A 12747-nucleotide genomic window follows, 5' to 3' on the forward strand; every position below is an offset into this window, starting at 1 on the left:
CATGTCGCTCCCAAAGTCGGTTAGTGCGCGGCCTGCTCGTAAACGCCGCGCTGATCGACGCAGTAGTAATTGATGGCGGTGCCGGTGAACTGCCAGGCCTGGGCGTCGGTGCTGTCCTTGGCCAGTTGCTTCTTCACGAAACCGACCGAGTCCTGGGCGGTGTGATCGACCCCGTTGTGCAACCGCTTGCACATGATCTTGGCGATCCAGGCGTTGTAGTCACGCTGCCCGTAGATACCGAATGTGTGCAGCTCATTGGCGAAATCGGTGTCCGGGTCGGCATAGGCCGGCGCTGAGACGGCCAGACCGGTTGCGGCGCAGATCGACAGGGCAATGATGAGGCGTTTCATCAGGCCAGGGCCTCCTCTGGATCTCGTTGAACGGGCTTCGGCCACGGTTGCGGCAACGGACGTTGACGGACCCGCTGGGGCCACCAGAACCAGCGCCCGAGCAGCGTGGCGATGGACGGCGTCATCAACGACCGAACCACAAGGGTGTCGAACAGCAAGCCTAGGCCGATTGTCGTTCCGACCTGACCGATAACGATCAAACTGCTGACCGCCATCGAGGCCATGGTGAAGGCGAAGACCAAGCCGGCGGAGGTGACCACGGCACCGGTGCCGACCATGGCCCGGATGATTCCGGTCTTCAGCCCGGCGTGGATCTCCTCCTTTATTCGTGAGACGAGCAGCAGGTTGTAGTCCGCGCCCACGGCCAGCAGGACGATCACCGACATCGGCATCACCATCCAGTGCAGTGGGATTCCCACGATGTGTTGCCACAGCAGTACCGACAGCCCGAAGGCCGAGGCGAGACTCAGCACCACCGTGCCGACGATCACCGCAGAGGCCACCACGGCCCGGGTGAGCACCAACATGATGATGAAGATCAGGATCAGTGCCGCCGCGGCGACGATGATCAGGTCGTAGTCGGCGCCTTGCTGCATGTCGGCGAATGTCGCCGAGCTGCCGCCGAGGTAGATCTTGGATCCCTCGAGCGGTGTCCCCTTGATCGCGTCGGCTGCTGCGACCTTGAGCGGTGCGATGCGTGCGGTGCCTTCCGGGGTCAGTGGATCACCCTGGTGAATGATGGTGAACCGCACTGCATGTCCGTCGGGCGACATGAACAGCTTGAGGCCGCGCTGGAAGTCCTCGGTCCCGAAGGCTTCCGGTGGCAGGTAGAACGAGTCGTCGTTCTTGGCCGTATCGAACGCTTCGCTCATGGCGGTGGCGGTGTTCTGCATCGCCATCGTCTGGTCCTGTTGGGCCTTCTGCACCTGGTACTGGTTCAGCAGGATCTGCTTCTGGTTCTTCATGGTCTGGATCTGCGCCGGCAACACGGCCACCATCCGCGGCATCAGGTCGGCCATGCGCTGCATCTCCGGAACCAGTTCCTGGAAGTCGTCGGACATCGTGTTGATGCCGTCCAGGCTTTCGAAGATCGACCGCATGGACCAGCAGACCGGGATGTCGAAGCAGTGCGGTTCCCAGTAGAAGTAGTTGCGGATCGGCCGGAAGAAGTCGTCGAAATCCGCCAGGTGGTCCCGTACTTCGGACATGTCGCCGGACGTCTTCTTCATCTTGTCGGCCATGCTTTGCGACACCGCGGCCAGTTCGGTCTGGATGCTCATCATCTCGGTCATCGAGTCGATGCTGGTCTGCAGATCGTTGGCCTGTTTGAGGATGTTGTCCAGATTGCTCTGCAGGTAGTCGTTGTTCATCAGCTGGGTCGTGCCGCTCTGGCCCAGCGTGTACGGGATCGTGGAGTGCTTGATCGGCTCGCCGTCGGGGCGGGTGATGGTCTGCACCTGGGCGATACCGTGCACCCCCTTGAGCGCTTTGGCGATCTTGTCGATCACCAGGAAATCGGCCGGGTTCCGCAGATCTCGGTCGGACTCGATCATCATCAGGTCCGGGTTCATCTTGGCCTGCGAGAAGTGCCGGAACGCGGCGTCGTAGCCGATGTTCGTACCGACGTCCTTGGGCAGGAAGATGCGGTCGTTGTAAGTGGTGTGATAGCCAGGCAGGGCGAGCAGGCCCACCAACGCTGCCACGATGGCGCACACGAGGATTGCGCCCGGCCAGCGGACGGTGGCGGTGCCGACCCGATGCCATCCGCGCGACTTCGAATGCCGCTTGGGCTCGAGGATCTTGCCGAATCGGCTGAACACCGAGATGACGGCCGGCCCCAGGGTCAGTGCCATGGCGACCACGACGGTCATTCCGATCGCCAGTGGGATACCCATGGTCTGGAAGTACGGCAGGCGGGTGAAGTGCAGGCAGAACGTCGCGCCGGCGATGGTCAGACCCGACGCGAGCACGACATGGGCCGTGCCGTGGAACATGTCGTAGTAGGCGGCTTCCTTGTCATCGCCGTTGCGTCTGGCTTCCTGATATCGGCCTATCAGGAAGATCGCGTAGTCGGTGGCCGCGGCGATGGCCAAGGTCACCAGCATGTTGGTCGCGAACGTCGTGAGACCGAAGAAGTTGTGGTATCCGAGGAGCGCGATCATTCCTCGGGCGCCGGACAGTTCGAGTACGACCATTGCCAGCACGATCAGTGTGGTGATGATCGACCGGTAGACGCCGAGCAACATCACCGCGATGACGCCGAAGGTGACGAGCTCGATCAGCTCCATGCTCTCGTCGCCGACGATGTTCTGGTCGGTGCTCGACGCCGCGGATCCCGTTACATACGCCTTGACGCCGTCGGGTGCGGGCGTTTCGGTGGCGATGCGGCGTACGGCCTCGACGGAATCGTTGGCGAGCGTCTCGCCCTGGTCGCCGGCGATGTAGACCTGCACGTAGGCGGCCTTACCGTCGCGGCTCTGCGCGCCCTTGGCGGTCAGGGTGTCGCCCCAGAAGTCCTGCACATGCTGCACGTGGGTGGTGTCGTCGCGCAGTTCACGCACCATCTGGTCATAGAAGATGTGCGCCTCGAGGCCCAGCGGCTTGTCGCCTTCGAGTACCACCATCACCGAGCTGCTGGTGTCGTACTCCTGGAACTTCTTGCCGACCTCTTTGATCGCGATCATCGACGGGGCGTCGTTGGGACTCATCGACACCGCGCGCATCTTTCCGACGACCTCGAGTTGCGGGACGACGGTGTTGAGCAGTGCGACGATCACGATCCACGCCAGGATGATCGGCAGGGCGAGCGTCCGGATCAGTCGCGGGATCGGTGGACGGGGAGGTGCCGCGTGGCGCCCCGTGGCGATGGCGTCGGTCGGGGTGTCGTCGGTCTGGGTCTCTTCCTTCGGGCTGCTCATGCTGCCTTCACAAAGCAGAAAGTTTGCGCGTTCAATCCAGTAGCCGTTCTCTCTTCTTTGACCTTGTCATCGACGGTGACTCGGCAACTGATGCTGTTCCCGTCGCCTTGCGCCAGGATGTTGGGCTGTACCGACGGCAACGTGGTCTGCAGTGTCAAAGTCCATGGCAGCGGCACCTCTCCGGTGCGCTGGGGCTTGCCTTCGAGGTCCATGTAGTTGATGACGGCAGTGCTGCCCGTGCCGTAGATCTCGTACTTCACGAACTTGGGGTTGAAGTCCTCGGCGTTGTCCGAGGTGGTGTCGGTGATGATGACCGGATGTGCGCCGAAGACCTTGCGGACGTTCATCACGATCAGCACGCCTGCCCCCATGGCGATGACGATCAGTACGGGTAGCCATATTCGGCTGATGGCCTTCAGCATTGCGGCTGTCCCGAGGGGAGGCCCGCGGCGGGCATGTCGATGACAGCTGTCATTGGTAGGGCCTCCCGACGTTTCGATGCGTTCGCGACGACCTTGCTTTCAGGCGGCCTACGCACTTCGAAGGGTAAAGTTATCGGAATAAGTGGATAGGATCAATCCACTTATGACGCCGCTCACTTGAACTGAGAGATATGACCGAGGAAACACGCCCCGCCCTGCGCAAGGATGCAGAGCGCAACCGACAGCGAGTGCTCGACGCTGCGCGGGAGCTGTTTGCCGAGAAAGGTCTCGAAGCGACGCTCAACGACGTGGCGCGCTACGCCAATGTCGGGGTGGGCACGGTGTACCGGCGGTTCGCCACGAAGGAGGAGCTGATCGGGGCGATCTTCGTGGACGGTATGGAGCAGCTCACCGCGCTGGCTGAATCCGCGCTGCGACAAGAAGATTCATGGCAGGGGTTCGCGTGGTACGTCGAGAAGATGTGTGAGGTCACGGCGACTGACCGTGGACTGCGGGAAATCGCGTTCAGCAAGGCCTATGGGTGCGAGCGGGTCAAGGCCTGCCAGGAACAACTCGTCCCGGCGCTGACCAAACTGGTCGAGCGGGCCCAGGGAGACGGGTACCTCCGCCCGGAGCTGTCGTCCACGGACATGCCGATCTTCGGGCTTCTGGCCGGCACGGTCAGCGAATTCGCCGGCAATGTCGACGCCGAACTGTGGCGTCGCTACGTGGCCATCCTGCTGGATGGCATGCGCTACCACGCCGGTCAATCGCCCATTCCGGTGAAGGCGCTCGATGCCGATGAGCTCGACACCGCGATGCAGTCGTGGGAGCCGGCCGGGCCGCCGCGCTGACCGACACGATGGCGGGGCGTTTCGGAAATGCCTGTGCGGGCACAATATCGACGTGACTATTTACGGTGACCCGGATGCGGGCTCGGATCAGTTGTTCTGCGGTATCGATCTGGCCCGACGTATCGAGAAGGCCGAGGCCGACCTGATCACCGCGGCGACGCACGCTGCCGGGCACCGCGGCGGCGACGGGCTGGTCCTACCCGTCACCGGTGGATTCGCCTGCTTCGCCGAAGCCGAGTCGCCGATGAACAAGGTGGTCGGCCTCGGCTTCGACGGTGTGCCCGACGAGGCCGTGCTGGGGGAGATCGAACGGGCCTTCGCGGCCAGGGGCGGCTCGACCCGGGTGGAGCTGTCCAATCTGGCCGATCCCGAGATCGCCGCGCTGTTGTCCGGCCGAGGCTATCGGCTGGTCGAGTTCGAAAACGTGCTCGGCAGGCCGATCGGCATCGAGGAGGCGCCGGCGACCGACATACAGGTGCGCCGGGCCGACGATCTCGACGTGTGGGTGAAAGTGGTGGTCGAAGGCTTTGCGCATCCCGACGGCGAGGGGCTCGTCAGCCACGAGCAGTTCCCCGCCGACATCATCGAGCGAGCCGAGCGCGACATCGAAAAAGCCGGGGCGACACCGTATATCGCGTTCTGTGACGGAGTGGTGGCCGGCGGCGGGATGATGCGGCTGGCCGGTGGGATCGCTCAGCTGGCCGGTGCGGCCACAGCGCCGGCCTACCGTCGCCGTGGCGTGCAGGCCGCGCTGTTGGGGGCGCGGCTGGCCGAGGCCGCCGCCGCCGGATGCGAGATCGCCGTGGTGACGACAGCGCCCGGCTCGAAGTCCCAACACAACGTGCAGCGCTGGGGCTTCCAGTTGCTCTACACGCGGGCGATTTTGGTGAAACCTGTTGAGGACGTTCAGTAGAGGATCTTGCGCAGGTTGTCCTCGCGGTAATACGCGTCGAGTTCCTCCTGGCTCTGGTCGGGTTTGAAGGCCTTTGCCATCTGCGCCACCGAGGGCACCGCCGTCGGATTCCAGGTCTCGGGCTTCCAGGTGTCAGAGCGCAGGAATGCCTTGGGGCAGTGGAAGAACACCTCTTCGATGGCGATCTCCAGTGCCAGGATCGGTCGCTTACCGCCCACTGCCATGGCATCGAAATAATCTGCGTCCGAAAGGATCCGGCCTGTCCCGTTGATCCGCAGGGTGTCGCCGCGGCCGGGGATGACGAAGACCGTGCCGACATGCGGGCGCTGCAGCAAGTTGAGGAAACCGTCGACCCGCCGGTTGCCGGGCCGCTCGGGAACCGCGATCGTGGTGTCATCGATGATCTGGACGAAGCCGGGAGGATCTCCTTTGGGAGAGACGTCGACGCGGCCGTGCGCATCGGTGGTCGCCACGAAGCCCAGCGGCGACTGTTTGAGCCAGCCCTGTTGTGCTTCTGACAGTCGGGCAGTCACCTTCTTGGCGACGGCGGCGGTGGGTTGCCCGACGATGGCACGCAGCTCATCCGCGGAGGTCACTTCTCGGCGCATGCCTCCATCATGCCTGTGATGGCCAATGGTTTATGAGGCACCGAATCGCGCCATGAGCGCCCGGCGATCCACCTTGCCGATGCCGTGGCGGGGCAAGGCGTCGACGATGTGCAGCTCACGTGGTGCGGCCGTGGCATCGAGGGTCTGTGCCACCTGGGTCCGCAGTTCGGCCACACCGGGGGCCACCGCACCCGGGGTCAGCACCAGTGCAGCCACCACTCGCTGGCCCAGCCGCTCGTCGGGGACGCCGAACACCGCGCACTCGGCGATCGCCGGATGGCCGGCCAGAGCCGATTCGACCAGTTGCGGCAGCACGGTCAGACCGCCGGTGCTCACCGCGTCGTCTACCCGGCCCAGAACTCGCAATGTGCCCGAATCATCCACAGTTCCAAGGTCGTCGGTGCGGAACCAGCCGGGCTCGGCGAACGGGTCAGGGGTGATCGGGTTGCGATACCCCTTGGCCACGGTCGGGCCACCCAGCACGATGCGGGCATTGTCGATACGCACCGTCACCCCATCCAGCGCCACGCCGTCGTACACGCATCCGCCCGCCGTCTCGCTCATCCCGTAGGTCCGCACCACGTTCACCCCTGCCGCCTCCGCACGTTCGGCCACCCCGGCTGGCATCGGCCCGCCGCCGATCAGCACGGCATCGAGGTCGGCGAGTGCTTCCGCGGCGGCCGGGTCACGCAGGGACTTGTCCAGCTGCACCGCCACCAGTGAGGCGTAGCGCCGCCCACTGCCCAAAGCGGCCACCGCAGAGGGCAACTCGCTCGGGTCGAACGAAGGCGGGACGGCGACGGGCGTGGTGCCCGCCAGCGTGCTGCGCACCAGGACCTGCAGTCCTGCAATGTGATAGGCGGGCAGGGCGAGCAGCCACCGCCCGTCGCCACCCAATCGGGCGTGGGTGGACTCGGCACTGGATCGCAACGCCGCCGCGGTCAGCAATGCACCTTTGGGTTTGCCGGTGGTACCCGAGGTCGAGATCACCAGGGCAACATCGTCGTCGATTTCCTCGCCGGCGCGCAAAGTGGTTGTCAGCAGGGAGCGTGCCCGTTCGTCGTCGGCGGGGACCGGCAGGATGGCCGTCCCGCGTCCGGTCAGGACGTCATCGAGGACCCTCAGCAACGCGTCCGTCGCGGATCCGACGGTGACGGGGCGCAGAACGGCTATGCCGGGCCCCCAGGCTCTTTCGGATCGCCACCGCCACTGCCACCACCGTCATTGCCGGTGTCGTTGACGTCCTCGCCGTCGCGCGGATCGTCCAACGGCCACCCTTTGGCCGCGAGTCGTTGCCGCACCCGCTCGACGTCCTCGGCGCGGGGCAGCTCGTCGGTGATCTGGGTGATCACCACGCCGATGTCGATGTGATCGAAATCACCGCGATCGATGAGATCCCGTGCGACGGCTTTGACTTCGTCGTTGGTCAGCCGCCGGGTCAGCAGCGCCAACAACGGCACCCGGTCTGGTCCGGGCACCCCCTCGGGGTACCCGGCGTTCAGCCAGGCCGCGATCTTCGCGAGAAAAGCGTTCACTGTGCCTACTCCTGATGCACCCGAGCGAGGTTCCTCCGGCCGTTCGAGTTTGAGCCGGAAGACCGCATTGATGGTAGTTGTGCCAGCCGACTCTGGCTCGCAGTGAACGTATCGGCCGCTCGGGAATCGGCAAAGCGCCCCGGCGAACAATCCGGGGTGGGCAGATGAACACTCGGTGAACTCATTCGCAGGCTAACCGAATTCCCAGCTCAGCGAGGTGTTTCCGGCTGGTCAAAAGCGCCTGCGGTCCTACAGAATTACGGCCATGAGCGCTGAGCTGATCGTCCTGGTGCTGTTGATAGCAACGGCACTGGCTTTTGACTTCACCAACGGCTTTCACGACACCGGCAATGCCATGGCCACCTCGATCGCCACCCGCGCTCTCAAGCCCAAGACGGCGGTGTTGCTGGCCGGGGTGCTGAACCTGGTGGGTGCGTTCCTGTCGGTCGAGGTCGCGATCACCGTCACCAGCTCGGTGCTGAAGATCCAGGACTCCAAGACCGGTGCGCTGATCCCCTCGATCGACGCCTCGACGGGCCTGACGATCATCTTCGCGGGTTTGATCGGCGGCATTCTTTGGAACTTGCTCACTTGGCTGTTCGGCATCCCGTCGAGTTCCTCGCACGCACTTTTCGGCGGTCTGATCGGTGCCGGCCTGGCCGCGATCGGCCTGTCCGGGGTGAACTGGGCCGGCGTCAGCCAGAAGGTACTCATCCCGGCGGTGGCCGCCCCGGTGATCGCCTGCCTGGTGGCCGGCTGCGGAACCTGGCTCGTCTACCGCATCACCCGCAACGTCGCGCAGAAGCGGCGTGAGACGGGCTTCCGCTGGGGACAGATCGCCACCGCTTCGCTGGTCGCGTTGTCGCACGGAACCAACGATGCGCAGAAGACCATGGGCGTCATCGCGCTGGCCCTCATCACCACGGGCCACCTCGGCGGCGACGTGAAGAACGACGGCCTGCCGTTCTGGATCATCGCCTCCTGCGCGCTGGCCATCGGCCTGGGCACCTACATCGGCGGCTGGCGGGTCATCCGCACCCTGGGCAAGGGCCTGGTCGAGATCGAGTCCCCGCAAGGCCTGGCCGCCGAGGCATCGTCGGCCGCGATCATCCTGAGCTCCAGCGCGGCCGGCATGGCCCTGTCGACCACCCACGTGGCGACCGGTTCGATCCTGGGCAGCGGCGTCGGCAAGCCCGGCGCCGAGGTGCGCTGGGCGGTGGCCGGCCGCATGGCAGTTGCCTGGCTGGTGACGCTGCCCGCCGCGGGCCTCGTGGGCGCGCTCGCGTACTGGCTGTCCCACGGTGTCGAGGCGCTGACCTCCTCGGCGCTCGCGGGTGACGGGCTGATCTTCCTGGTTCTGGTCGCCTTGTCGGGATACATGTGGTGGCGCGCCCAGCAGCAGAAGGTTGACCACAGCAACGTCAACGCCGATTGGGACCACTCCACCAACTCCGTGGTGCCCGCCGATGTGCGTGAGGCCACCGACCCCGGCACGCCGAGTGCCGAGAAGAACCCCGGCGCCGACAAAGCCAGCGTCTGATCGTCCCGCGCACAAGCGAACACAAGGAATCGCAATGACTTATCTCGAATCCATCTTCAAAGTGCTCGTGGTCGGCCTCATCCTGGGTGCCGGTCTGCCGGCGGTCTTCGCCGCGGGACTGGTGGCCTACTCCAACGGGGCCGGCGGCACAACCGCCGACGGCGCCACCCACGCTCCAAACCCGGTGCTGAAGTTCGTCGGGCTGGCGCTGTTCGCCCTTGTCAGTTTGGTGATCCTGGTGGCCATCGCGTGGATCACCCGGACCACGATGATCCACCACACCGGCATCGACCTGTTCCCGTTCCTGCCCAAGAAGTGAGCTGAGTATCCATGGGTGAGTCGACAAGCGTCTTGGACAATGTGTTGGGCTGGTTGCGTGCGGGCTACCCCGAAGGGGTTCCGCCCAAGGATCAGTTCGCTCTGCTGGCGTTGCTGACGCGGACACTGACCGAGGATGAGGTGGTCGAAGCCGCTCACAACATCCTGCGGTCCAGCGACGGCGACAGCCCGGTGACGGATGACGCCATCCGCGTAGCGGTGCGCAGCGTCATCGAGAAGGACCCCACTCCAGAAGAGATCAACCAGGTCGCCTCGCGGCTGGCGTCGGTGGGTTGGCCGCTGGCGGCGCCGACGCGCTGACGCGCATCGTGATGCCATCGCATCCCGTCGCGTCGCCGATTTCTACCTCCGGGCTGCTGTCAGTGCCGATCAACGACCCGGGTGTGGAAAACGACGCCCGAAACTAGTCGCGGGTGTCCCGGCGCAGCGGATGAGTTTCGGGAACCTGCACGAAAATCAGGGTGATGCCGTCGGGGTCGGTCACATGCAGCTCGTGCAGACCCCACGGCTCCTGTGTCGCGGCCCGGGCGATGGCCACACCGCGGCCTTCCAGTTCGGTCTGGGTGGCATACACGTCGCGCACCTGCAGCCACAGCGCTCCGGGGAAGTTCCCGGATTCGGTCGGGCTGTGATGGCCGGCCAACTCGATCAGTGACTGCCCCGCGTAAAAGACTGTGCCTGCACCGTATTCACGCGCGATGGCCAAACCGATCCCGTCACGGTAGAACGCCACCGACTTCGGGTAGTCGACCGGCCGGATCAACATCCGGCTGGCCAGGATCTCCATAGCCCTTGTCTACCACCGCACCCGGGTTCGGGGCGATGCGACACGTCAGACCGGCTGGACCCGTTGCCGTTTCATCACGGCGTCGACAAGTCCGGGCGCCACGGTGTTGATGGCCTTGGCGGTCACCGCCATCCGCGGTGCGATCTGCACCGGCCGGGTGCGCGCCGCGGTCAGCATCCACTCGGCGGCTTCGGCGGCCGATAACCCGGGCAGCCCGTCGTAGGCGCGGGTCGGGGCGATCATCGGGGTCTTCACCAACGGGTAGTACAGCGTCGTGGAATGCACGCCGACAGAGGCCCATTCCGTCTCGATGACGCGGCTGACCGCGGCGAGCGCGGCCTTGGAGGCGTTGTACACCGCGAACAGCGGTGAGGATTCATTCATCACGCCCCAGGTGGCGACGTTGATGATGTGCCCGTCGCCCCGTTCGCGCATGCCCGGGGCCAGGCCGCGGATGAGCCGCAGCGGCGAGTAGTAGTTGAGCGTCATGGTGCGCTCGACGTCGTGCCAGCGATCCAGCGATTCGGCCAGTGGGCGCCGGATCGATCGGCCGGCGTTGTTGATCAGGATGTCGACACCGCCCAGGTCGCGTTCGATGGTGGCGACAAGCTTGTCGATGGCGTCGAGGTCGGACAGGTCCACGGCGTGAGCTTGGGCGTCGCCGCCCTTGGCGGAGATCCGCCCGACGAGGTCGTCGAGAAGTTCCTGACGGCGGGCCACCGCGATGACGGTGGCCCCCTTCGCGGCGAACTTCTCGGCAGCGGCCTCACCGATCCCTGAGGAGGCGCCGGTCAGCAGGATCCGCTTGCCGGCGACGTCGATGTCGTCACGCGCCTGCAGTCGTTCGGTCAGCGGCGGGCGCATGCTGGTCAGCAGCAACTGTTCAGACAGCCGACGCAGCGGGTTCTTACTCATGCGCTGAGTTTAGGTGGCCTACGTTTCTGCTCGATATCCCGCATGCCTCGCTGCCGCGATGACTTGTCGGCTCCCGCGGAGTCGGTACCGCTATGACCATCACCGGCAAGCTCGACCAGCGATTCAGCGAAGCGACCGAAGCGACGAGTTGGCCGGCCACGACGGCCGCGCTCGAAAGTGCCGGGCTGTACTGGCTCACGACCGTGCGCGGCGACGGGCGCCCGCATGTCACCCCGTTGGTGGGGGTGTGGGTCGACGATGGGTTCGTGTTCTGCACCGGGTCCACCGAACAGAAGGCTCGCAACCTGCAGGCCGGGGCAGCCGTCGCGGTCACGACCGGATCCAATACGTGGAACGCCGGCCTCGACGTCGTCGTCGAGGGCACCGCGGCGCGGGTCACCGGCCTGCAGCGGTTGACCGCCCTGGCCGACGCCTACCGGAGCAAGTACGGCGACGACTGGGATTTCGCCTGCGACGACGAGGTTTTCGATCCGCAGGGCGAGGCGGCGATCGTCTACGAAGTCACTCCGGCCAAAGTGCTCGCATTCGCGAAGTCGCCCCACGGGCAGACGGTTTTTCGTATCTGAGCCAGTGATTTGTGTGCGTTTACCGGCGCTGACCGCCGGTAAACGCACACAAATCACTCAGAAGTAGCGTGGGAAACCGCTCCAGTCCGGATCGCGCTTCTCCAGGAAGGCGTCCCGGCCTTCGACAGCTTCGTCGGTCATGTAGGCCAAGCGGGTGGCTTCCCCGGCGAACACCTGCTGGCCCACCAGTCCGTCGTCGATCAGGTTGAACGAGAACTTCAGCATCCGGATCGCCTGGGGCGACTTGCCGTTGATCTCGGCCGCCCACTGCAAGCCGACGGATTCGAGGTCGGCGTGGTCGACGACATCGTTCACCGCGCCCATCTGATACATGGTCTCGGCGTCGTAGGAGCGGCCCAGGAAAAAGATCTCGCGGGCGAACTTCTGTCCGGTCTGGCGGGCCAGATACGCGCTGCCGAACCCGCCGTCGAAGCTGCCGACGTCGGCATCGGTCTGCTTGAACCGGGCGTGCTGACGGCTGGCCAGGGTCAGGTCGCAGGTGACGTGCAGGCTGTGCCCGCCGCCGGCTGCCCAACCGTTGACGAGGCAGATCACCACCTTCGGCATGAACCGGATGAGCCGCTGCACCTCGAGGATGTGCAGCCGCCCGGCCCGCGCCGGGTCGACGGTCTCGGCCGTTTCGCCGTCGGCGTACTGGTAGCCGGACCGCCCGCGGATGCGCTGGTCGCCGCCGGAGCAGAAGGCCCAGCCGCCGTCTTTTTGCGACGGGCCGTTGCCGGTCAGCAACACCACGCCGACATCGGGTGACATCCGGGCGTGGTCGAGGACGCGGTACAGCTCGTCGACGGTGTGCGGCCGGAAGGCGTTGCGCACCTCGGGCCGGTCGAACGCGACCCGCACCGTGGGCTGCCGGCTGCCGTCGGCGACGTGGCGGTGGTAGGTGATGTCGGTCAAATCGTCGAAACCGGGCACCGGCTCCCAGGCTGTCGGGTCGAACGGGTTGTCTGCACTCACGTGC

15 protein-coding genes are annotated in these 12747 nt (G+C 65.3%); 6 read left to right on the forward strand and 9 right to left on the reverse strand.

Annotated elements, in window-relative coordinates; genetic code table 11:
• Positions 1–20: 20 nt before the first annotated feature.
• The 3 genes from ACZY08_RS08540 to ACZY08_RS08550 are packed head-to-tail and all read right to left on the reverse strand — an operon-like array spanning position 21 to position 3690.
• Complete coding sequence (locus ACZY08_RS08540) at positions 21–350, reverse strand: DUF732 domain-containing protein (RefSeq protein ID WP_463745241.1); 330 nt, start codon at positions 348–350, stop codon at positions 21–23.
• Entirely contained in the window at positions 350–3268 is a 2919-nt protein-coding gene (locus ACZY08_RS08545) for an MMPL/RND family transporter (protein ID WP_463745240.1), read from the reverse strand. The genes ACZY08_RS08540 and ACZY08_RS08545 overlap by 1 nt, the downstream gene beginning before the upstream one ends.
• Positions 3265–3690 (reverse strand): MmpS family transport accessory protein, encoded by a 426-nt coding sequence (locus ACZY08_RS08550; protein WP_463745239.1) that lies wholly within the window; start codon positions 3688–3690, stop codon positions 3265–3267. The genes ACZY08_RS08545 and ACZY08_RS08550 overlap by 4 nt, the downstream gene beginning before the upstream one ends.
• A gap of 191 nt (positions 3691–3881) precedes the next feature.
• On the opposite strand from ACZY08_RS08550, the gene ACZY08_RS08555 reads away from it, so the two are divergent.
• Together ACZY08_RS08555 and ACZY08_RS08560 are read left to right on the forward strand one after the other, a co-directional pair.
• Positions 3882–4544: a TetR/AcrR family transcriptional regulator gene (locus ACZY08_RS08555; RefSeq protein ID WP_463745238.1), complete on the forward strand. Its 663-nt coding sequence runs from the start codon at positions 3882–3884 to the stop codon at positions 4542–4544.
• A 52-nt stretch (positions 4545–4596) separates the two neighbouring features.
• Complete coding sequence (locus ACZY08_RS08560; protein WP_463745237.1) at positions 4597–5457, forward strand: GNAT family N-acetyltransferase; 861 nt, start codon at positions 4597–4599, stop codon at positions 5455–5457.
• Here ACZY08_RS08560 and ACZY08_RS08565 read toward each other — a convergent pair.
• From ACZY08_RS08565 to ACZY08_RS08575, 3 genes are read right to left on the reverse strand one after another with little or no spacing between them, the layout of a single operon-like run.
• Positions 5451–6065: a pyridoxamine 5'-phosphate oxidase family protein gene (locus ACZY08_RS08565; protein ID WP_463745236.1), complete on the reverse strand. Its 615-nt coding sequence runs from the start codon at positions 6063–6065 to the stop codon at positions 5451–5453. The genes ACZY08_RS08560 and ACZY08_RS08565 overlap by 7 nt on opposite strands.
• A 30-nt stretch (positions 6066–6095) precedes the next feature.
• Positions 6096–7193: an o-succinylbenzoate--CoA ligase gene (gene menE / locus ACZY08_RS08570; RefSeq protein WP_463745235.1), complete on the reverse strand. Its 1098-nt coding sequence runs from the start codon at positions 7191–7193 to the stop codon at positions 6096–6098.
• A 41-nt stretch (positions 7194–7234) separates the two neighbouring features.
• Complete coding sequence (locus ACZY08_RS08575) at positions 7235–7600, reverse strand: DUF3349 domain-containing protein (protein ID WP_463745234.1); 366 nt, start codon at positions 7598–7600, stop codon at positions 7235–7237.
• A 265-nt stretch (positions 7601–7865) separates the two neighbouring features.
• On the opposite strand from ACZY08_RS08575, the gene ACZY08_RS08580 reads away from it, so the two are divergent.
• The 3 genes from ACZY08_RS08580 to ACZY08_RS08590 are packed head-to-tail and all read left to right on the forward strand — an operon-like array spanning position 7866 to position 9779.
• On the forward strand, positions 7866–9140 hold the full coding sequence (locus ACZY08_RS08580) for an anion permease (protein ID WP_463745233.1): 1275 nt from the start codon (positions 7866–7868) through the stop codon (positions 9138–9140).
• A gap of 34 nt (positions 9141–9174) precedes the next feature.
• Positions 9175–9459, forward strand: coding sequence for a hypothetical protein (locus ACZY08_RS08585; protein WP_029110994.1), 285 nt, complete (start codon positions 9175–9177; stop codon positions 9457–9459).
• An 11-nt stretch (positions 9460–9470) separates the two neighbouring features.
• Positions 9471–9779, forward strand: coding sequence for a DUF3349 domain-containing protein (locus tag ACZY08_RS08590; protein ID WP_463745232.1), 309 nt, complete (start codon positions 9471–9473; stop codon positions 9777–9779).
• Positions 9780–9882: 103 nt separating this feature from the next.
• On the opposite strand, the gene ACZY08_RS08595 is transcribed toward ACZY08_RS08590, so the two are convergent.
• Positions 9883–10266, reverse strand: a complete 384-nt coding sequence (locus ACZY08_RS08595; protein WP_463745231.1) for a VOC family protein — start codon at positions 10264–10266, stop codon at positions 9883–9885.
• 45 nt (positions 10267–10311) lie between these two features.
• On the reverse strand, positions 10312–11181 hold the full coding sequence (locus ACZY08_RS08600; RefSeq protein ID WP_463745230.1) for an SDR family oxidoreductase: 870 nt from the start codon (positions 11179–11181) through the stop codon (positions 10312–10314).
• Positions 11182–11273: 92 nt separating this feature from the next.
• On the opposite strand from ACZY08_RS08600, the gene ACZY08_RS08605 reads away from it, so the two are divergent.
• On the forward strand, positions 11274–11768 hold the full coding sequence (locus ACZY08_RS08605; protein ID WP_463745229.1) for a pyridoxamine 5'-phosphate oxidase family protein: 495 nt from the start codon (positions 11274–11276) through the stop codon (positions 11766–11768).
• Positions 11769–11825: 57 nt separating this feature from the next.
• On the opposite strand, the gene ACZY08_RS08610 is transcribed toward ACZY08_RS08605, so the two are convergent.
• The gene (locus ACZY08_RS08610) at positions 11826–12743 is read right to left on the reverse strand and encodes a 1,4-dihydroxy-2-naphthoyl-CoA synthase (RefSeq protein ID WP_463745228.1); all 918 of its coding nucleotides are present in this window, start codon (positions 12741–12743) and stop codon (positions 11826–11828) included.
• Positions 12744–12747 lie beyond the last annotated feature (4 nt).

Source organism: Mycobacterium sp. IDUB_9, from assembly GCF_055419505.1.

What these genes read in the sequence shown, in the direction of transcription:
- ACZY08_RS08595 (WP_463745231.1), bottom strand. Translation starts at nt 10,266, where the DNA reads ATGGAGATCCTGGCCAGCCGGATGTTGATCCGGCCGGTCGACTACCCG.
- ACZY08_RS08540 (WP_463745241.1), bottom strand. Translation starts at nt 350, where the DNA reads ATGAAACGCCTCATCATTGCCCTGTCGATCTGCGCCGCAACCGGTCTG.
- ACZY08_RS08565 (WP_463745236.1), bottom strand. Translation starts at nt 6,065, where the DNA reads ATGCGCCGAGAAGTGACCTCCGCGGATGAGCTGCGTGCCATCGTCGGG.
- ACZY08_RS08555 (WP_463745238.1), top strand. Translation starts at nt 3,882, where the DNA reads ATGACCGAGGAAACACGCCCCGCCCTGCGCAAGGATGCAGAGCGCAAC.
- ACZY08_RS08585 (WP_029110994.1), top strand. Translation starts at nt 9,175, where the DNA reads ATGACTTATCTCGAATCCATCTTCAAAGTGCTCGTGGTCGGCCTCATC.
- ACZY08_RS08590 (WP_463745232.1), top strand. Translation starts at nt 9,471, where the DNA reads ATGGGTGAGTCGACAAGCGTCTTGGACAATGTGTTGGGCTGGTTGCGT.
- ACZY08_RS08580 (WP_463745233.1), top strand. Translation starts at nt 7,866, where the DNA reads ATGAGCGCTGAGCTGATCGTCCTGGTGCTGTTGATAGCAACGGCACTG.
- ACZY08_RS08600 (WP_463745230.1), bottom strand. Translation starts at nt 11,181, where the DNA reads ATGAGTAAGAACCCGCTGCGTCGGCTGTCTGAACAGTTGCTGCTGACC.
- ACZY08_RS08605 (WP_463745229.1), top strand. Translation starts at nt 11,274, where the DNA reads ATGACCATCACCGGCAAGCTCGACCAGCGATTCAGCGAAGCGACCGAA.
- ACZY08_RS08550 (WP_463745239.1), bottom strand. Translation starts at nt 3,690, where the DNA reads ATGCTGAAGGCCATCAGCCGAATATGGCTACCCGTACTGATCGTCATC.
- ACZY08_RS08545 (WP_463745240.1), bottom strand. Translation starts at nt 3,268, where the DNA reads ATGAGCAGCCCGAAGGAAGAGACCCAGACCGACGACACCCCGACCGAC.